This is a genomic window from Arthrobacter sp. JSM 101049, from assembly GCF_041679245.1.
Classification (GTDB): Bacteria; Actinomycetota; Actinomycetes; order Actinomycetales; family Micrococcaceae; genus Arthrobacter_H.
Window position 1 is genome coordinate 86600 of the sequence record NZ_JBGFFC010000007.1, and the last position, 19422, is coordinate 106021.

The window sequence follows — 19422 nt, forward strand, 5'->3', positions numbered from 1 at the left end:
CGTGGCCGGGTTCGAGGGCGGGGTCCAGGGGACCGTGGAGACGGCGCACCACGCGGCCGAGCACCGCGTCGAGGGCACCGCGAACTCGCTGGCCGTCCGGGTGTTTTCCACCGGATCCACCGGGTCCACCGGGAGCGATGGCGATGCCCGCCCGGTGCTGCTCATCCACGGGTTCGCCTCCTCCACGGAGCTGAACTGGGTGTCCACCGGGTGGATTACCGCGCTGAACGACGCCGGCCGCACGGTCATCGCCGTCGACCTCCCCGGCCACGGGCTGAGCCCGGCGCCGGAGGACCTGGACGCCTACACGCCGAGCAGGATCCGCGCCGAACTGCTGCAGATCCTGCAGGACCACCACGTGCACCCGCTCGCCGAGGGCGATCCGTCCTCCGGCGTGGACGTGCTCGGCTACTCGCTGGGTGCGCGGCTGGCGTGGGAGTTCGCCGGCACGCAGCCGCAGCTGGTCCACCGCGTCGTGATGGGTGGTCCAGCGAGCATCGACCCGCTGGCCACCTTCGACCTGGAAGCAGCGCAGGCGCAGCTCTCCGGTGGTCCTGCCATCGGGGATCCGACAACCGCGGAACTGGTGCGCATGGCGCAGCTGGTCCCGACGAACAACATGTTCTCGCTGCTGTCGCTGGTCGAGGCGATCAAGACCGAGCCGTTTGCCCCGGAGGAGGCGGTCCCGTCGATGCCCATGCTGCTGGTCGCCGGTGAGCGCGACGAGCTGGCGGAGACGCTGCCGACGCTGATGGAGCTGGCCAGCGGGCACCAGGGATCGGACGCTCACGTGCGCGAGCTGATCCTTCCGGCCCGCACACACGCCAACGCGGTGACCTCGCGCGCCTTCAAGCAGGCCGCCGTGGAGTTCATCAACGGCTGAGGCCGCTGTCTGCCGTCGAGAGGCCGTCCGGTATTCCGGACGGCCTTTGTCGTTAAGTCAAAGCAACCCCTGGTCCAGGCCACCAGCTCAGTGAATTGGCCACCTCAAGGTGTCCGCAGCCTGGAGCGCCAATTTTTCCACGGAGACATGCGTCAATGGCCGAGAGAAGTCTGGAGCCATGGGAAAGGCGGTGGCCGCCCGTGAGAACAACACGGCCACTGGATCGCCGGTCACGGTCGACGGAACATACAGACCGTCGATCTGGGTTCCCAACTCGGCGTAGATGGATGCCGCCCAGTTTCGGCAGGTGCTTTTCGGCGCCGCCGGCAAGGAAGCGGAGGCGCCGTGATGCAGCGCCCAATGATTTCGGCTCAGATCGAGCAATTCCAAGGTCCGCGACGGCATCCAGGCAGTCAAGAGCTGCTGTCCGGTCAGGGTGATGGCGCGGCGTTCTTGAAACACCTCGGCGAAAGCCGTGACGACGCCGGCGGCCGTGTAGGACACGCCCACTCCGGGGTGGTTTTGCACTGGCAAGGGGTGTGGTTCCCAACGAAACCTTGGGAGCGGGCCAAAGTCGCGCAGTCCGTTCCACGTCATCTTGTGGGTTCCGGCCGAGCGGTGGATGCGCCAGAGTGGTCCTGCGTGCTGGTGGATATCCGCCGCTTCCAACGTCAAGGGCCGGTCCGGTCGATGGGGGTTCTTGGCCGTCACGCCCAGCCCAGCTCGTCGGCGATCCTGGCTACCGTTTCCACGTCCCCATTTCCCGACAACCACACGACCGGGGAACGCCCCCGGAGGCCCTCGTGGGGAGTCACCATGAACTCCTCGACGTCGAGTGGGTGGTAATCATCAGGGAGGGCCTCCACGACCTGCCGAAGTCCCGGCAAGATGCGTCCGTCCTGCGTGAACTGCCATTCCGGGAACAACCGCTCCCGGCCCGTCGTCGTGGATCCCACGCTCTGGAGATTCCCCGTCGACAGGGAACGGCGCACATTCGATGGCGCTCGGCCGAGCAGATGGGCTACCTCGGAGGTCGTCAGCGACCTGCTCCGCATCTGCCGGGCCGCCTCTGCCTGACGCTGGGTGGTCTCCAGCCTGGTGAGGTTCACTGCCTCCGGTGTGAAGTCACCGTCCGTGGCCCCGGCGTGTTCCCGGAGGAACTCCTGTTCCCCAGCGGTCAGCGTCTCCGAGGTCCCGACTGCTTCGTCCAGGACGTCGAGAACGACGTCCGCCGAGATCGAGGAGTGGCGATGCGCCAACGCCCGCGACACGCGCTCCCGCACGACGTCCATGCTGGTGTCTCTGCCCCTGGCTTCCATATCCCTCATGATACGCCGGAGTGCAGCGCATCACGCCGCATCACTTGCGAGGGTTTCGGCGTCATCGCGCCAAGGCCTCCTCGAGGCGGCGGCCCCGGGCCAGCAGGGTGCGGTCGTCGAAGCGCGCTCCCTGCAGCGTGATCCCGACGGGGAGTCCGCCCTCCGGAACCGGCGCCGGCAGGGTGAGCATGGGCGCCCCGAGCATAGTGCCCTGCCCGGTGTTGCGCGTGTAGAGGCCAAAGGTCGGGACCTGTTCGCCGAGGTGCTCGACCAGCTCGTCCTGGCCGAGCAACGGTGCCGGGGCCGGCGTGCCGGGGAAGACCAGCCCGTCCACACCCTCCTCGGCCAGCAATTCCGTGTACAGCGTGCGGGCCCGGGCCACCTCCGCCTGGGCACGGGCGTATTCCTCGGCGGTGACGGGGTGCGACAGTTCGGCCTCGAGCACGGCGCGCACATCGGGGCTGGCCACGGACTCGACCAGGCGGGCGAAGGCCTCCTCGGGCGCGAGGCCCAGTGCGCTGGCGGCGACGTCTGCCAGGAGCCGGTGCGACTCCCAGAGCACGATCGGCATCTCGGCGGTGCGCGTCAGGTCCAATACGCGGCCCAGCTCCAGGTCCACGGTCTCGACGGCATTGCCCCACATGTCCAGGGCAGCGGTGAACGCCGTGGCGGTGGCCCGGTCCAGCTCCTCGACGAGTTCGGCGGGGATCGCGAGCCGGGCACCGGAGGCGGGGATACCGCCGTCGTTCCCGGCATCGATACTGGCATCGTTCCCGCCAGCGATTCCGGGGGCGATGGCGTCGTCGAGGCGTTGGATCTCCTCCACGGTGCGGGCGAACAGGCCCGGGGTGTCCCGCGTCCAGGACAGGCCGACCAGGCCGGCACCGGGCCAGCGGCCGGTCGTCGGGCGGAACCCGACGACCCCGCACAGGCTGGCCGGGATCGTCACCGATCCCCCGGTGTCGGTGCCCACGGCCACCGGCACGTCGCCGCGGGCGACCGCCGCCGCGCTGCCGCCCGAGGAGCCACCCGCCGCCCGGGTGGGATCGGCGGGATGGCGGACCGGGCCGAAGGCCGCATTGTTGGACGTGATGCCAAAGGCGAGCTCGTGCATGTTCGTGATGCCCACGACGACGGCCCCGGCGTCCCGCAGCGCGGCCACCACCGGGGCGTCGGCCTCCTGCGGCCCGAAGTCCAGGCCGCGGCATCCGGCCGAGCGGCGGAAGCCGCGCACCGCGATGTTGGCCTTGACGGCGAGTGCGAACGGCTCGCCGGCCCGTGGCTGCCCGCTGACCTCGGCGGCGTCGGCGACCTGGGTCCAGACGCCGGGTTCCGGCTGCTCGATGGGGTGGATGTCGTTCATGCGGGGGCTCCTGTCGGGCGGGGTGGTCGGGCGGACGGGTGGGCGGGGTGGTCGGGCGGACGGGTGGGCGGCGTGGACGGGCGTGGCTTCAGTATGGCACCGGCAGGGCGGCGCCCGGTGGGATGGCGAAGGCATCGGCAGGCCCCGGCGCCATTCGCTGGTCGTGGGTCATCCGGCGGTGTAAAGGTGGAGGCATGGATGCCGACATCAACTTCTATTTCGACCCGGTCTGCCCGTTTGCCTGGATGACGAGCAAATGGGTCCGGCAGGTGCAGGCACAGCGCGACTACACGGTGGACTGGCGGTTCATCTCGCTGCGCCTGGTGAACTCCGGGGTCGACTACGACGCGCAGTTCGCGCCGGAGTACGAGGCCGGACACACGGCCGGACTCCGGCTGCTGCGGGTCGCGGCCCGGGCCCGCGCCGAACACGGCCGGGCGGCGATGGCGGGGCTGTATGCGGCTTTCGGCGCGCACATCTTCGACACCGCCCCCGACCCCGCCGGCCAGGACACCGAGGGTGAAGTGCGCGAGCGGCGGGGAACCCGGGCGTTCGCGGAACCGATCCTCGCCGACGCCGGCCTGCCCGTGGAGCTGGCCGAGGCCCTGGAGGATGAATCGTGGGACCCGGAAATCCGCCGGGAAACCGACGAGGCCCTGGCGCTGACGGGCAAGGACGTGGGCACTCCCATCATCCACTTCGAACCGCCGGCTGGGGTGGCGTTCTTCGGGCCGGTGATCAGCCGGCTGCCCAGCGAGGAGTCGGCCGGGGAGCTGTGGGACCACGTGGTCGGGCTGGCGCGCTTCCCGGGGTTCGCCGAGCTCAAGCGGAGCCTGCGCGAACAGCCGCAGCTGGCGGCCCTCGGGGGCGACGCGGAGACGGTCGGTGCGCAGGAGGACTGGCACGGCGGTAGCCGACGGCAGAAGAAGTGAGCGATGCGTGACGGGGAACGCCTGAACCGGGGCAGCATCCGCCGATACCGGGAGTCCATCGTGGTCCGGGTCCCGGCCGAGGAGCTCTACGACCTGGTCTCCGACGTCACCCGGACCGGCGAATGGAGTCCCGTCTGCACGGCGTGCTGGTGGGATGACGCTGCCGCCGCCGGCCAGCCCGGAGCCTGGTTCACCGGGCGGAACGAGGTCCAGCAGCGGACCTTGGAGACCAGGTCGCAGGTGGTGGTGGCCGAGCGCGGGCGCGAATTCGCCTGGGTCGTGGGCGGGCGCTACGTCCGCTGGGGATTCAGCCTGACCCCCGCGGACCAGGGCACCCGGCTGGAGGAGTCGTGGGATTTCCTGCCGGAGGGGATCGCCATGTTCACTGAGAAATACGGTGACCAGGCGCCCCTTCAGATCGCCCACCGCACCCACGAGGCGCTCAACGGCATCCCGACGACGCTCGCTGCCCTCAAGCGCATCGCCGAATCTTGACCACCCGCTGGCCCCTGTTGCCGTTCCGACATTGACTTGCCCGGCGGCGGCTCGTCTACTGGTGCCCACCGACGGCAATCCGCCGCTGATGGTCCTCTACTCGCCCGAGGATCGTGATTGACATGCCCGACAACGACCAGCCCGCCGAACCCTCCAGAGCGGTCCGGCTCATCTTCGAATACGACGGCGACGACGTGCGCCTGATCCACCAGCAGCCCGTCGACGTCCTGGTCCCCGGGTTCGACGCCGCCCCGGATATCCGGGCAGGACGCTTCGCCGAGGTCCGCGACGCGGACGACCGGGCGCTGGCCCGGGTGGCCGTCCGCCACGACACATCCAGCCGCGAGGTCTTCCCGGACCGGCCCGGGGAGCCCATCACCCGCGTCGATGTCGAGCACCCCACGGGGGCCTTCACCGTCGTCGTGCCTGCCTCCGAGGCCGCCCGGCGCATCGCCCTACTCGACGTGGACGTGGCCGCCCCGCCCCCTCCCTCCGGGGAACGCGGCACTCCCCCGCCCCCGCCGGAACCGCGGGAAAACGTCCTGGGTATCTTCCCCCTCGAAGCCGGGGAGGCAGGGCAATGACCACCGCCGACGGCTCCGTCACGGGAACCACCCAGATCACCGGTTCGGCGCCGCGGAACCGCGCCTTCAACATCGTCCTGCTCGGCGACGGCTTCCAGGCCGGCCAGCAGGCGGCCTTCAACTCCGCCTGCACCGCCTTCGCCACCGCCCTGCTCGCCACGCCCCCGTTCGATGAACTGGCCCCGGCGATCAACATCTTCCGGACCAACGTCACCTCCACCGACGCCGGAGCCGACGACCCCGTCGCGGGCGGCGGCACCGGAGCCACGGCACGCACCTACTTCGATTCCAGTTTCGGCGGCAACGGCATCCGCCGGCTGCTCGTCTGCAACAACTCCACCGTCCTCACGACGGCGGCAGCCCAGGTCCCGGAGTTCACGCTGGCCCTGGTGGTGGTCAACTCGACGATCTACGGCGGGTCCGGCGGCTCGGTCGGGACCTTCTCCTTGGCCGCCGGGGCCTCGGAGATCGCCATCCACGAATCCGGGCATACCGCGTTCGGCCTCGCCGACGAGTACCCGTACTACGCCGGCGGCGCCGAGACCGGGCACGACCACCATCCCGCCGGGGAACCGGGTGAACCGAACGTCACGGTCAACTCCAACCGGGCCACGCTGAAGTGGGGGTGGGCCGTGCACGCGGCCACTGCCCTGCCGACCATGAGCAACCCGAACTGCTCGGCGATCGACGGGCGGGCCAGCACCGTCCCGGCCGGGACGGTCGGCGCGTTCGAGGGGGCGCACTACTACCATTGCGGGGCCTTCCGACCCGAGTACGACTGCAAGATGCGCAACCTGGGGGTGCCGTTCTGCCGCGTCTGCCGCCAGGTGATCTGGAACCGCATCGGACCGTTGGGCGACCTCCAGGCTCGTGCCCGGACCCCGATCAGCGTGCTGGCGCGCTACCCGGAGCACCTGGACGTCTTCGCCGTGGATGCCTCCGGGCGCACGATGTCCGACTGGTGGGATGCCTCAAGCGGGTGGGCCGGCTGGTTCCACCTCTCTGGCGGGATCGCCTCCGCCGGGGGCCGCGGCGCCGCCGGATCGCCGGTCACGAGCGTCTCGCGCTATTCCGGCCACCTCGATGTCTTCACGGTGGGCACGGACCACCGCGTCTACAGCGCCTGGTGGGACCGCAACGGCGGCTGGTCCGGATGGTTCGCCCTGGGCACCCTGGTGGCCCGGGCGGGCTCGACGGTCAACGTCGTCTCGCGCACCAATGACCACCTGGACGTGTTCACCATCGGCTCCGACGGCAAGGTGATGTCCTGCTGGTGGGATGCCAACGGCGGCTGGTCCGGCTGGTTCAACGTCTCCGGCGGCGTCGCGGCCAACGGGGCCCAGGTCACCGCCATCGCCCGCTACCCCTTCCACCTGGACGTCTTCGTGGTCGGCGCCGACAACCGGGTCTGGAGCTGCTGGTGGGATGACCGCAGCGGCTGGTCCTCCTGGTTCCAGGTCGGCGGGCAGAAGGCGCGCAGTGATTCCACCGTCAATGTCGTCGCCCGGCATCGTGACCAGCTGGACCTGTTCACCACCGCGGAGGACGGCAAGATCGTCAGCACCTGGTGGAACGCCACCGGCGGCTGGGGCGGCTGGTTCCAGGTCTCCGGCGGGGTGGCCTCGCCGGGATCGCAGGTGACGGCGGTGGCCCGCTACAGCAACCACCTCGACCTGTTCACCGTCGGCACCGACAACCGGATCTACAGCACGTGGTGGCACGACACCACGGGTTGGGCCGGCTGGTTCAACGTCTCCGGCGGCGTGGCAGCGCCGGGAAGCACGGTGACCGCGCTCTCGCGGGTCATGGAGCAGCTCGACGTGTTTGCCGTCGGGTTCGACGGCAAGGTCTACAGCACCTGGTGGAACGGCGCTGGGGGGTGGGCCGGCTGGTTCCGGCTCGGCATCAGCTGAGCCGGAGGCGACAGCGGCCGACGATGCGGCCGATGGCTGCCCGGGCCGCCCCGTACTGCGGGACGGCCCGGGTCAACCACCGGCCCTCGTCCGTGGGCGGCGCTCATCCCTGGGGGATCAGCACTGGCGGGGCTCAGCTCTGGGCGGGCTCCGGGACATCGGCCCCGGCGTCCGCCCGGTCGCCGGCGTCCTCCTGGGCGGCGACGTCTCCCTGGCCGCCCGCCTCCGCCGGGTCTCCCGGTTCACCGGCCAGCGGTTGCAGGTGCTCCATGACCACCGGGATCGCCGCCGTTTCGGTGCGCAGGTACTGCGCGACGTCCCGCGACTGCGGCGTGGTCGCCAGGTGCCGGGCCCGTCGCGACCCCGTCAACCGGACGAAGTCGAGGGGGATCTTGGAGCCGTCGCCGGACATCTCGTGGCCCGGCAAGGGGATGCGGTCCTGCCAGGAAGAGGGGACCAGGTCGGTGAACTCCGGATGCTCGGTGATGAAGGTCCGCACGGCCGGGCAATAGGGAAGGACCGCCAGCCGGCTGGCGTGCGCCTCCGTCAGGACGTGGTGGATGAGGATGTCCGTCAGCAAGGCCGATTTGAAGGAGCGCTTCATGGACGTATGCAGGATCCGCATGTCGGCCCCGTCCATGTCATACTGCACGAAACCGGCCAGTTCCCCGGCCTTGAAGATCTGGTACTGGAACAGCCTGCTGTTGTTTTCGACGACGATGGGCATGATCAGGCCACCTCTGCAGACGTCGAAGTGGATGAAAGGCGACCCGCCGGGTGGGGCAAGTGGCAGTTCGACGAACTGGGTGCGGCATTCTGGGGGCTCAAGCTGCTCCTTTGGAGAACCAATCGGCCCGCTGCTGAACCACCCCTAAGAATAGGCAGACTCATCCCCCGGTTGGCAACTCGAGCGCTCAACCATCTACGAAACCCGCAGAGTTTATTGTTGCCTCTCGTAGGCAATTTACGGGCAAAGTCGAAGCGGGTCAACCGGCGAAGGCCGGCACGGCACTGCCAGCGAGGCGTGCAAGCGCGCGGAAAAGCCCGGGACGCCGTTGCGGGCCGGGAGCCCGCGGCCGGCCGATCCGGTCCCTGGGGTGGCATCCGCAACACCTCCCCCTCGCCCCCCTTGACGTGACCGGCTCCACACGGCATGATGAATCGTATACGATTTCGTACATCACAGGAGGAACCGTGGCGATGGAGCCGAACAACGCAACCAGCACGACACCGGTGGACCAGTCGGTGCTGGACGCCGCAGGAAAGGTCCTGGCCGTCCACCTCAGCTACGCCTCCCGGGCGGCCCAGCGCGGCCGCACCCCGGAGCACCCGTCCTACTTCATGAAGGCCGCCTCCTCGCTCTCGGTCTCCGGCACGGCCGTCGAACGCCCCGCCGAGACCCGCGCCCTGGCCTTCGAGGGCGAGGTCGCCCTGGTCATCGGCACCACGGCCCGCCGCGTCGCCCCCGAGGACGCCTGGTCCCACGTCGGCTGGGTCACCGCCTCCAACGACCTGGGCGTCTACGACATGAAGTACGCCGACAAGGGCTCGAACATCCGCTCCAAGTCAGGCGACGGCTTCACCCCGATGGGCCCTGCCCTGCTGCCTGCGGCCTCCGTGGACCCTGCAGGGCTGCGCCTGCGGACCTGGGTCAACGGCGAGCTGGTCCAGGACGACACCACCGCGGGGCTGATCTTCGACTTCTCCCGCATCGTCGCGGACCTCTCCCAGCTGATGACGCTGCAGCCCGGCGACGTCATCCTCACCGGCACCCCCGCCGGCTCCTCGGTCATCGTCCCCGGCGACACCGTCGAGGTCGAGGTCGACGACACCGCCTCCGGCCTGACCACCGGCCGCCTGTCCACCCCGGTCACCCAGGGCACGACGGCGATGGCAGCCTTCGGGAACCAGCCCCGCCTCACCGACGCGGACCTCATCGACGCCTACGGTTCCGAGGAGGCGGCCGCCGCCGCCGGTGCCCTCTCCCCCGGAGCCGGCACCGGGACGGCCGGTGCCGGGGGCACCCGGCCCGGTTCCGCCGTCGTACTCACCGACGAGCTCAAGGCGAAGCTGAACGCGGTGGCCACCGCGACCATCTCCGCGACGCTGCGCAAGCACGGGCTGAACAACGTCTCCATCGACGGGCTGCAGCCGACCAAGACCGGCCGCAAGGTCATCGGCACCGCCCGCACGCTGCGCTTCGTGCCCAACCGCGAGGACCTCTTCAAGTCCCACGGCGGCGGGTTCAACGCCCAGAAGCAGGCGATCGACTCGATCAACGAGGGCGAGATCCTGGTCATGGAGGCCCGCGGCGAGAAGGGCTCCGGCACCCTGGGCGACATCCTGGGCCTGCGCGCCCAGGTCCGCGGCGCCGCGGCGATCATCACCGACGGCGGCGTGCGCGACCTCACCGCGGTCACCGAACTGGAGATCCCGGCCTACTACAGCGGATCGCACCCTGCGGTGCTCGGACGCAAGCACGTGCCGTGGGACACCGACATCACGATCGCCTGCGGCGGGACCACCGTCCAGCCCGGCGACATCATCGTCGCCGACGACGACGGCATCCTGGTGATCCCGCCGGCGATGGCCGAGCAGGTCGCCGAGGAGGCCCTGGAGCAGGAGCGCAAGGACGAGTACGTCTTCGAGCAGGTCCGCCAGGGCCACCAGGTCGAGGGCCTGTTCCCGATGAACGACGCGTGGAAGGCCAAGTACGCCGAGTGGCTCGCCGCCGGGAACTCGACCGTCGGCCAGAGCCCCGCCGTCGTGCAGGACTAGGACCCTCGACCATGGCCATCAGCAAATCCGAGCAGGCCTACACCCTGCTCAGCGAACGGATCTCCTCCGGGGCCCTGGTCCCGGGGTACCGCCTGGTGCTCGGGACGATCGCGGCCGAACTGGGCTGCAGCGTGGTCCCGGTGCGCGAGGCGATCCGCAAGCTCGAAGCCGAGGGCCTGGTCCTGTTCGAACGCAACGTCGGGGCCACCGTCGCCTCCATCGACACCGAGCTGTACCTGCACACCATGCAGACGCTCGCGGTGATCGAGGGGGCGGCCACGGCCCTGGCGGCGCCCCTGCTGGGCGGGGCCGACCTGGCCCGGGCCCGGGCGGTGAACGAGTCGCTGCGCCAGACGCTGACCGACTTCGACCCGCGCCGGTTCACGGAGCTGAACAACCAGTTCCACGCCGCCCTGTACGAGAACTGCCCGAACCCGCACATCCTGGACCTGGTCCACCGCGGCTGGGCGCGGCTGAACGCCATGCGCACCTCCTCGTTCGACCACGTCCCGGGCCGGGCGCACCACTCGGTCGCCGAGCACGACGGCCTGCTGGACCTCATCGCCGCCGGTGCACCGGCCGCAGCGATCGAGCAGGCCGCCCGCCGGCACCGCACCAACACGCTGAACGCCTACCTCGCCGCCGCGGGCCAACCGCCCTCGGCCATCTGACCCACCCGGACCATTCATCCTCGGTTTCGACCACCACGAAAGGACACACCATGAGCAAGCACTTCGTGCCGGAGAACCTGCCCACCCACCTGCAGCACTACATCGGGGGCCAGCTCGTCGACTCCATCGACGGCGACACCTTCGACGTCCTCGACCCGGTCACCAACGAGTCCTACATCAAGGCCGCCTCCGGAAAGGTCGCCGACGTCGATGCCGCCGTCGCCGCCGCCAAGGACGCGTTCGAGAACGGCCCGTGGCCGTCCATGCTGCCACGCGAACGCTCCCGCGTGCTGCACAAGATCGCCGACATCGTCGAATCCCGCGGCCAGGAGCTCGCGGAAATGGAGTGCTACGACACCGGCCTGCCGATCACGCAGGCGCTCGGCCAGGCCCGCCGCGCCGCGGAGAACTTCCGCTTCTTCGCCGACCTGATCGTCGCCCAGCACGACGACGCCTTCAAGGTCCCGGGCCGCCAGGCCAACTACGTCAACCGCAAGCCGATCGGCGTCGCCGGGCTCATCACCCCCTGGAACACCCCGTTCATGCTCGAGTCCTGGAAGCTCGGCCCGGCGCTGGCCACCGGCAACACCGTGGTCCTGAAGCCGGCCGAGTTCACCCCGCTGTCGGCATCGCTGTGGCCGGGCATCTTCGAGGAGGCCGGCCTGCCGGCGGGCGTGTTCAACATCGTCCACGGCTTCGGCGAGGAGGGCTTCGCCGGCGACTCGCTGGTCAAGCACCCCGACGTGCCGCTGATCTCCTTCACCGGTGAATCGCGCACCGGCCAGCTCATCTTCGCCAACGCCGCCCCGTACCTCAAGGGCCTGTCCATGGAGCTGGGAGGCAAGTCCCCCGCCGTCGTCTTCGCCGACGCCGACCTGGACGCCGCGATCGACGCCACCATCTTCGGCGTGTTCTCGCTGAACGGCGAACGCTGCACCGCCGGCTCGCGCATCCTGGTCGAGCGGGCCATCTACGACGAGTTCGTCGAGCGCTACGCCGCCCAGGCCCAGCGCGTCAAGGTCGGCCTGCCGCACGACAAGGCCACCGAGGTCGGCGCCCTGGTCCACCCGGAGCACTACGAGAAGGTCGCCTCCTACGTGGAGATCGGCAAGTCCGAGGCCCGCCTGGTCGCCGGCGGCAGCCGCCCGGAGGAGTTCCCCGAGGGCAACTTCATCCAGCCGACCGTCTTCGCCGACGTGTCCCCGGATGCGCGGATCTTCCAGGAGGAGATCTTCGGTCCGGTCGTGGCGATCACCCCGTTCGACTCCGACGAGGAGGCCCTGGCGCTGGCGAACAACACCAAGTACGGGCTGGCCGCCTACATCTGGACCAACGACCTGAAGCGGGCGCACAACTTCTCGCAGGACGTCGAGGCCGGCATGGTGTGGCTGAACTCCAACAACGTGCGCGACCTGCGCACCCCGTTCGGCGGCGTGAAGGCCTCCGGGCTGGGCCACGAGGGCGGCTACCGCTCCATCGACTTCTACACGGACCAGCAGGCCGTGCACATCAACCTCGGCGAGGTCCACAACCCCGTCTTCGGCAAGGCCGACGCCGCCACCATCGACGGCTAGCCCCTCCCCCTCCCCTCCGCACGCTAAGGAACCATCATGACCACCAAGACCACCACCACCTCGGTCCCCGCGCCGGACATCGTCCGCTGCGCCTACATGGAGATCGTCGTCACCGACCTGGCGAAGTCCCGCGAGTTCTACGTCGGCCTGCTCGGCCTGCACGTGACCTACGAGGACGAGACGGCCATCTACCTGCGCTCCTTCGAGGAGTTCATCCACCACAACCTGGTGCTGCGCAAGGGCCCGGTCGCCGCCGTCGCCGCGTTCTCCTACCGGGTGAAGTCCCCCGCCGAGGTCGACGCCGCCGAGGCGTACTTCAAGGAGCTAGGCTGCCGCACCGAACGCCGCACGGAAGGGTTCGTGCGCGGCATCGGCGACTCGGTCCGCGTGGAGGACCCGCTGGGCTTCCCGTACGAGTTCTTCTACGACGTCGAGCACGTCGAGCGCCTGCACCAGCGCTACGACCTCTACTCGGCCGGCGAACTGGTCCGCCTGGACCACTTCAACCAGGTCACCCCCGACGTGCCGCGCGGCCGCGAGTACCTCGAGGGACTGGGCTTCCGCGTCTCCGAGGACATCCAGGACTCCGACGGCGTCACCTACGCCGCCTGGATGCACCGCAAGCAGACCGTGCACGACACCGCCCTGACCGGTGGCGACGGCCCGCGCATGCACCACGTCGCGTTCGCCACGCACGAGAAGCACAACATCATCCAGATCTGCGACAAGATGGGCGCCCTGCGCATCTCCGACCGGATCGAACGCGGCCCCGGCCGCCACGGCGTCTCCAACGCGTTCTACCTCTACATCCTCGACCCGGACGACCACCGCATCGAGATCTACACGCAGGACTACTACACCGGCGACCCGGACAACCCCACGATCACCTGGGACGTCCACGACAACCAGCGCCGCGACTGGTGGGGCAACCCGGTCGTGCCCTCCTGGTACACCGAGGCCTCCCTGGTCCTGGACCTGGACGGCAACCCGCAGGAGGTCACGGTCCGCGAGGACAAGTCGGAGATGGCCGTCACGGTCGGCGCCGACGGCTTCTCCTACACCCGTGCCCCGGGCGATGCGCTGAAGAACGAGCCGGCCGAAGAGGTCGGCTTCAAGATGGGCCACCAGCTCTAGCGGCAATCCGGTACGACGCCGGCTCCCCCGGGAACCGGCCCACCGGCAACGATGGTCCACTCGGGACGACGGCGGCGTTGCAGGTCATGGCCCACAGGGTCACTGCCTGCTGCGCCGCCGTTCGTCTGCCAGGGCCACCACCAGGGTCACCAGCACGACGCCGGCAATCACCGAGAACCCGGTGGTGAAGGCCGCCTGCCAGTCGCTGGATTCGAGCACGGCGAAGAAAATGGCGGTCACCAGCGCCAGGCCAACGGCGGTGCCAATGCGCTGGCCCGTCTGCAGCACACCCCCGGCACTGCCCGAATAGCGCAACGGCACCTCGGCCAGGGTCAGCGTCTGGTTCGGGGAGATGACCGCCCCCTGGGCGATGCCGATGAACACCAGCGCCGCGGCCAGCCACCAGATGCCGGAACCGACGTGCGCGTTCAGCTGGATCACCAGGATGCTCAGGCCCAGACCGGCCAGCGAGGACAGGATCCCCGCGATGACGATCCGCCGCCCGTAGTCCATCACGCGCTTGCCCGCCCAGTTGGAGACCACCGCGGAGGTCAACGCCGCCGGCAGCCCCATCAGGCCGGTCTGCAGGGCAGTCATGTCCAGACCGTTCTGCAGGTAGAGGGCCACCAGCACCCACACACTGGTCACCCCGAGGAAGTACAGCCCGGCAATCAGCGTGCCGAAGGTGAAGCTGCCGGTGCGGAAGAGGTGCAGGTCGACCATCGGGCTGCGGCCGCGATCGCGGTAGCGGCGCTCCCAGGCCAGCCAGCCGGCAACGAGCAGCAGTCCGATCGGCAGCAGCATCCACGTCCATACCGTCGACTTGCCCTGCACGAACGGCAGCAGCAGCGCCAGCACGGCCAAGCCCAGCAGCAGGGCGCCGATCGGATCCAGGTCCCGCTCCCGCGGCCCGCCCCGCCGCGCCCGGCCCCGGGCGGCCACCTCCGGCTCGGTCGCATCCACGATCGGCTCCACCCCACCGGACGGCGCAGCCGCAGTCCTCCGCGTCAGCAACGGCCGGGGGAACCACAGCAAGGCCAGGACGACGACAACGACGCCGACCGGGACGTTGACAAGGAACGTCCAGCGCCACCCGGTCTCGGCTCCGAAGAGCTGGATGATCACCCCGCCGAGGAGTGGTCCGATCGCCACCGACACGCCCACGACACTGCCCAATGCACCGTAGGCCCGCCCGCGTTCACGTCCCCGGAAGTGGTGCTGGATCATCCCGACCACCTGCGGGTTGAGCAATCCCGAGCCCAGCCCCTGGATGAAGCGGGCGATGTTCAGCGTCAGGGGATCAGGCGCCAGCCCGGCGCCGACGGAGGACAGGGTGAAGATGACGACGCCGGCCAGGAAGATCGGCGCCCGTCCGACGATGTCCCCGGCCCGGCCCGCCGCCACCAGGACGACGCCGAACGTCAGCGCGTATCCGGAGAGCACCCATTGGATGTCGGTGTCGTCGGCGTGCAGCCCGGTTTGGATCGAGGGCAGCACGACGTTCACGATGCTCACGCCCACCAGGGACATGAACATGGTCGTCAGCAGGACGGCCAGGATGCGCCACCGTCCGGGATCCGGTTCGGTGGCAGCATCGGGGGCGGAAGAATGTGGTGTCACCCGCCTATTCAAACATTGGACCCAGTGGTTTGTTGCCTCGGCGAACGTCCTTCTGGAGGCGGCGCGTGACGGCGCTGCCGGTCCGCAGCGCCCTGCGGACGTGCCCTATGCCGGCCCGTGTTCCCGAACCGGTCGCCCGAGGAAGGCAACGAGGCGAAGGATGGCCGGGGCGTCGTCCGGAACGGGCTGGACGGGCGCGAACCGGCCGGACCGTTGCTGGGAGGCCAGCTGGCTCCGGGCGAACTCCAGCGACGGGCCGGCCAGGTCGTCCGGTACGTTGAACGGCTGGCCGGTTGCCTGGGCCAGATCCCAGCCATGGGCCATGAGGTCGTAGAGGCGGATCTGCATCCGCTCGGCACCGGTGGCATCGCCGAGCGGGCTGCTGTAGACACGGTCGAGGACGCCTGGTTCGCCGAAGGTCCCCTGCAGCTTCGCCGCGGACGACGCGTAGGCGGCGGCGGGATCGGTCCCCAGGGGATCGACCGCACGATCAGGCGGCGCTTCATTACCCAGCATCGCGGCAAAGACCAGGTTCATGCCGACCAGGTGCGCCACCACGTCGCGGACACTCCACTCGGTGCAGGGGGTCGGCGCGGTCCACTGCCCGGAGCCGATACCGGAGATCACCTCTCCTACGCACTCGAGTGCGCGGGCGAGCGGTTCGATGGACGGGGATTGCGGGGACGCTGGCATGTGTCTCCTCGGGTTATGTCACCGGTGCGCCGACGTCCGCTACATTCGATATCTTCCAGCCCTGCTGGCACCGCTGTCCAGTGACCCGGCCGGGCAACCAGCACCCTGCCGGATCACCCGTCTACGGGATGCCCGACGAGGTGGCGGTTCCGGGACTCGATGAGCTGCCGGAGGTAGCGGGCCAGGACCAGCTTCTCGACGAGGACCCCCAGAGGACCGAAGGGCGCGTCGAACTCGATGCGATCGATCATGACCGTACCTGCTGCGTCGTGGCTGAATTCATGGACATGGCGGAAGCGCCGAAAGGGCCCCTTGGACTGTTCATCGACGAAGCGGTCAGGCCACTCCATCTGGGTGATCCGGCTCGTCATCGTCAACGGGACACCGAAATGCCGTGCCCGCCACGTCACCTCCTCTCCCAGCGAGATAAGGCCCGAGGTGACCCCGGCGATTGCCTCCTCGCGGGACCGCGCCATCGAGGCCCGATGCGCGTCGATGTTGCGGGCCAGGTCAAAGAGCTGGGCTTGCGGCATCGCGGTTCGCGTGGTGCATTCGAGGTAGACGGTCACCACCACAGCATCCCAGCCGCAGCCCTTCCCACCGAATCTCCACGAGCCGGCACGGTGGCTTGGGGGTGGTCTCCCCAGGGGATCCCGTCCACACTGGAGGCATGGGACCTGTATCCGGGGCACCACGGCCCTTCACCGACAGGGATTACGCAGGACGCGAGCTGGCAACGCACTTCACCGCCTACCATGGCCGCTCCGACGTCGTGGTCCTCGGGCTCGCCCGGGGAGGCGTCCCGATTGCCGCGGCCGTGGCGCGCTCGATCGGGGCACCCTTCGATGCGCTCATCGTCCGCAAACTCGGCGTCCCCGGCCACGAGGAAGTGGCCTTCGGGGCGTTGGCCGCCCACGGACCGCAGCAGACCGAAGTCCGCATGGACGGGATCATCGCCTCCCTTCCGCCCGAGAAGCGAAACCCAGAAGCCCTCAACGAAGTGCGCGACCGCGAATCCGCGGAGCTCCGACGCCGCCAACAGTCCTACCTGCGGGGTCGGGGCATCAACGTCGCCGACCGGACCGTCATCCTCTGCGACGACGGCCTCGCGACCGGCGCCTCCATGCAGGCCGCAGTCCAGGTGATGCGCGGGCACTACCCGGATCGCGTCATCGTCGCCGCCCCCGTGGGCCCCCCGGAGGTTTGCGCCGAACTGGCCAGCCTCGCCGACGAGGTGGTCTGCCCCCGGCAACCGGAGCAGTTCGGTGCTGTTGGCGCCTTCTACGCGGGGTACGAACAGCTCACCGACGAGGACGTCCTGCGGGTCCTCGGCGGATAGCCGCGCGTGGCCATCCGATTCCTGCGCTTGGCACACGGCGGCCGCCACACCCAGAAACCAGGGTGAGGCGGCCGCCGTCGTACTTCTTTGTAGTGCTCCTGCCGGGGTTACGGCTCCACGTGGTTGGCGTGGTGCTCGACGTGCAGGTCGACCCCGCGGGTTTCCTTCACCAAGGACACGGCGACCAGCGAGATGATCGAGATGACCACGACGTAGATGCCGATGCTCCAGGAGTGCCCGGTGTTCGAGAGCAGGACCGCGGCGATCAGCGGGGCGAAGGCGCCACCAAGGATCGCGCCGAGCGCGTAGCCGATCGAGACGCCGGAATAGCGCACCCGGGCCGGGAACATCTCGGCGTAGAGTGCCGACTGCGGGCCGTAGGACAGACCCAGGCCGACGGTCAGGCCGAACAGGGCGACGAAGTACCAGAAGATGTTGGCCGTGTCGATGAGGAACCACATCGGAATCGACCAGATGGCCACCAGGGCATAGCCGATCTGGAAAGTGCGCACCCGGCCGATCTTGTCGGAGAGGACGCCGCCATACATCGTGAAGATCAGCCAGCCGAAGGAGGCCAGCGTGGTGGCCAGCAGGACCGGGCCGCGTTCCATGCCCAGCGTCTTGGAGGCGTAGGTGGCGAAGAAGGCGATGAGCAGGTAGCCGGCGGCATTGTTGGCGATGAAGATCAGCGCGGTGAGGACGACCTCGCGGGTGTTGTGCTTGAACAGCTGGCCCAGCGGTGCGGAGGATTCCTTCTTGCGCTCCTGCAGGGCAGCGAAGACCGGGGACTCCTCGACCGAGCGGCGGATCATGTAGCCGACGATGATCAGCACGATGGAGAACAGGAACGGAACCCGCCAGCCCCAGTTCAGGAACGCCTCGTTGCCGATTACCGTGGTGAGGATCCAGATGGTGAAGGTCGCCAGGATCATGCCACAGGGCACGCCGATCTGCGGGTAGGCGCCGAAGAAGCCGCGGCGGTTGTCCGGCGCGTGCTCGACCGACATCAGGGCCGCCCCGCCCCATTCGCCGCCGGCGGAGAAGCCCTGGAGCACCCGCAGGAAGATCAGCAGGATCGCGGCGGTCGCCCCGATCTGGGAGTGGGTAGGCAGGATGCCGATGAGCGAGGTGGACAGGCCCATCATGATGAGGGTGAAGACCAGCATTTTCTTGCGCCCCAGCTTGTCGCCCAGGTGTCCGGCGACGATGGCGCCGAGCGGGCGGAACAGGAAGGAGATACCGATCGAGGCCCAGGACGCGAGCTGGGCGCCGGTTTCACCCAGCGGGGCAAAGAACAGCGGGCCGAGGACCAGACCGGCGGCTTGGGCGTAGATGAAGAAGTCGTACCACTCGATGGTGGTTCCGACGAGGGTCCCAGCGAGGACCTTCCGCTCTTCACGCCGCGTTTCGGCGGGAATTGCTGCTGCGGATGGGGACATGTGTACTCCCGTGTTGGGCGCCTTCGCGCGTGGTGCATTACCGACCGAACGGACGGTAGGTGTGATCCAGATCATCATAGCTGATGGCGAGTCAATTTCCAGTCAATTTCCGACGGCGGTAACGATGGTGGATTCCGCTGTCGCCTCCGCGGTCCAAGCCATCGATGCCTTACCGGCCCGGAGCGTCCGGGACGGCGGTTTCGAGCCCACCGACGACCAGAACCACGAAAGGCCGGCTCACGGCATCCAGCCACGGAAAGCAAGGCCCATGAAAATCAGGAATACGCCGACCAAGACCCCTAACGTGTACCGGCGTCCATCCCGGCCATGTGGATCCTTGGAAGGCCCCGCGGGTGTCACCGCCCCTGCCGAGGACAGCGCAGATCGCCTATCCATATCCGGGCAAACAGCCTCCGGCGGGAGACCCCCTGGGCCCGGTTATTGTGCCCGCCCCAAGGTTCACTTTCCGCAGGCACTATTGCTCCCATACCCGCGGTTCCATTCCCCGGACAGGTATCCCGTGACAGGGTAGTAGCCGCACCAGGGTCACTGCCCTGGCCCGGACGCGCGCGGCTTCTTTCCCCTCACAGGTTCGATTCCCATCGGTCCTGTCCACCGGCCAACCCGGGACGGCCAAAGTGTCGGTGGCAGGTGGAAGAGTGGGGTCATGGAAGAAGTTCCGGAG

At 69.1% G+C, this 19422-nt stretch carries 18 protein-coding genes; 10 read left to right on the forward strand and 8 right to left on the reverse strand.

Features of this window, described 5'->3' with window-relative positions:
- Position 1: 1 nt before the first annotated feature.
- Complete coding sequence (locus AB8M85_RS15500) at positions 2 to 883, forward strand: alpha/beta fold hydrolase (RefSeq protein WP_372699736.1); 882 nt, start codon at positions 2 to 4, stop codon at positions 881 to 883.
- 87 nt (positions 884 to 970) lie between these two features.
- Here AB8M85_RS15500 and AB8M85_RS15505 read toward each other — a convergent pair whose 3' ends face one another.
- The 3 genes from AB8M85_RS15505 to AB8M85_RS15515 form a co-directional block, all read right to left on the reverse strand.
- Entirely contained in the window at positions 971 to 1657 is a 687-nt protein-coding gene (locus tag AB8M85_RS15505; protein ID WP_372699737.1) for an RES family NAD+ phosphorylase, read from the reverse strand.
- Positions 1591 to 2202 (reverse strand): hypothetical protein, encoded by a 612-nt coding sequence (locus AB8M85_RS15510; protein ID WP_372699738.1) that lies wholly within the window; start codon positions 2200 to 2202, stop codon positions 1591 to 1593. Before AB8M85_RS15510 ends, AB8M85_RS15505 begins: the two co-directional genes overlap by 67 nt.
- A gap of 61 nt (positions 2203 to 2263) precedes the next feature.
- A complete protein-coding gene (locus tag AB8M85_RS15515; RefSeq protein WP_372699739.1) occupies positions 2264 to 3565 on the reverse strand; it encodes an amidase family protein in 1302 nt (433 codons plus the stop codon).
- Between the two features lie 194 nt (positions 3566 to 3759).
- On the opposite strand from AB8M85_RS15515, the gene AB8M85_RS15520 reads away from it, so the two are divergent.
- From AB8M85_RS15520 to AB8M85_RS15535, 4 genes are all read left to right on the forward strand, one after another.
- Complete coding sequence (locus AB8M85_RS15520; protein ID WP_372699740.1) at positions 3760 to 4497, forward strand: hypothetical protein; 738 nt, start codon at positions 3760 to 3762, stop codon at positions 4495 to 4497.
- 3 nt (positions 4498 to 4500) lie between these two features.
- Positions 4501 to 4992, forward strand: coding sequence for an SRPBCC family protein (locus AB8M85_RS15525; RefSeq protein ID WP_372699741.1), 492 nt, complete (start codon positions 4501 to 4503; stop codon positions 4990 to 4992).
- Between the two features lie 122 nt (positions 4993 to 5114).
- A complete protein-coding gene (locus tag AB8M85_RS15530) occupies positions 5115 to 5576 on the forward strand; it encodes a hypothetical protein (RefSeq protein ID WP_372699742.1) in 462 nt (153 codons plus the stop codon).
- Positions 5573 to 7489: a M64 family metallopeptidase gene (locus AB8M85_RS15535; protein WP_372699743.1), complete on the forward strand. Its 1917-nt coding sequence runs from the start codon at positions 5573 to 5575 to the stop codon at positions 7487 to 7489. The genes AB8M85_RS15530 and AB8M85_RS15535 overlap by 4 nt, the downstream gene beginning before the upstream one ends.
- A gap of 133 nt (positions 7490 to 7622) precedes the next feature.
- On the opposite strand, the gene AB8M85_RS15540 is transcribed toward AB8M85_RS15535, so the two are convergent.
- Positions 7623 to 8216 carry a GNAT family N-acetyltransferase gene (locus AB8M85_RS15540; RefSeq protein ID WP_372699744.1) on the reverse strand — a complete coding sequence of 198 codons (594 nt, stop codon included), beginning with the start codon at positions 8214 to 8216 and terminating at the stop codon, positions 7623 to 7625.
- 473 nt (positions 8217 to 8689) lie between these two features.
- On the opposite strand from AB8M85_RS15540, the gene AB8M85_RS15545 reads away from it, so the two are divergent.
- Genes AB8M85_RS15545 through hpaD form a run of 4 tightly spaced genes read left to right on the forward strand, consistent with a single transcriptional unit; the run spans position 8690 to position 13646 of the window.
- On the forward strand, positions 8690 to 10267 hold the full coding sequence (locus AB8M85_RS15545) for a fumarylacetoacetate hydrolase family protein (protein WP_372699757.1): 1578 nt from the start codon (positions 8690 to 8692) through the stop codon (positions 10265 to 10267).
- Between the two features lie 11 nt (positions 10268 to 10278).
- The gene (locus AB8M85_RS15550; protein WP_372699745.1) at positions 10279 to 10938 is read left to right on the forward strand and encodes a GntR family transcriptional regulator; all 660 of its coding nucleotides are present in this window, start codon (positions 10279 to 10281) and stop codon (positions 10936 to 10938) included.
- A 50-nt stretch (positions 10939 to 10988) separates the two neighbouring features.
- Positions 10989 to 12512 (forward strand): 5-carboxymethyl-2-hydroxymuconate semialdehyde dehydrogenase, encoded by a 1524-nt coding sequence (hpaE, locus tag AB8M85_RS15555; protein ID WP_372699746.1) that lies wholly within the window; start codon positions 10989 to 10991, stop codon positions 12510 to 12512.
- Positions 12513 to 12548: 36 nt separating this feature from the next.
- Positions 12549 to 13646 (forward strand): 3,4-dihydroxyphenylacetate 2,3-dioxygenase, encoded by a 1098-nt coding sequence (gene hpaD, locus AB8M85_RS15560; protein WP_372699747.1) that lies wholly within the window; start codon positions 12549 to 12551, stop codon positions 13644 to 13646.
- A gap of 99 nt (positions 13647 to 13745) precedes the next feature.
- Here the strand turns inward: hpaD and AB8M85_RS15565 are convergent, their stop codons facing one another.
- The 3 genes from AB8M85_RS15565 to AB8M85_RS15575 form a co-directional block, all read right to left on the reverse strand.
- Positions 13746 to 15266 carry an MFS transporter gene (locus AB8M85_RS15565; protein WP_372699748.1) on the reverse strand — a complete coding sequence of 507 codons (1521 nt, stop codon included), beginning with the start codon at positions 15264 to 15266 and terminating at the stop codon, positions 13746 to 13748.
- Positions 15267 to 15371: 105 nt separating this feature from the next.
- Entirely contained in the window at positions 15372 to 15959 is a 588-nt protein-coding gene (locus AB8M85_RS15570) for a TIGR03086 family metal-binding protein (protein WP_372699749.1), read from the reverse strand.
- 113 nt (positions 15960 to 16072) lie between these two features.
- Positions 16073 to 16528, reverse strand: coding sequence for an SRPBCC family protein (locus AB8M85_RS15575; RefSeq protein ID WP_372699750.1), 456 nt, complete (start codon positions 16526 to 16528; stop codon positions 16073 to 16075).
- Between the two features lie 101 nt (positions 16529 to 16629).
- Here AB8M85_RS15575 and AB8M85_RS15580 point away from each other — a divergent pair, with 101 nt between their 5' ends.
- Positions 16630 to 17298 carry a phosphoribosyltransferase gene (locus AB8M85_RS15580; protein ID WP_372699751.1) on the forward strand — a complete coding sequence of 223 codons (669 nt, stop codon included), beginning with the start codon at positions 16630 to 16632 and terminating at the stop codon, positions 17296 to 17298.
- Positions 17299 to 17405: 107 nt separating this feature from the next.
- On the opposite strand, the gene AB8M85_RS15585 is transcribed toward AB8M85_RS15580, so the two are convergent.
- On the reverse strand, positions 17406 to 18737 hold the full coding sequence (locus tag AB8M85_RS15585) for an MFS transporter (RefSeq protein ID WP_372699752.1): 1332 nt from the start codon (positions 18735 to 18737) through the stop codon (positions 17406 to 17408).
- Between the last annotated feature and the right edge of the window lie 685 nt (positions 18738 to 19422).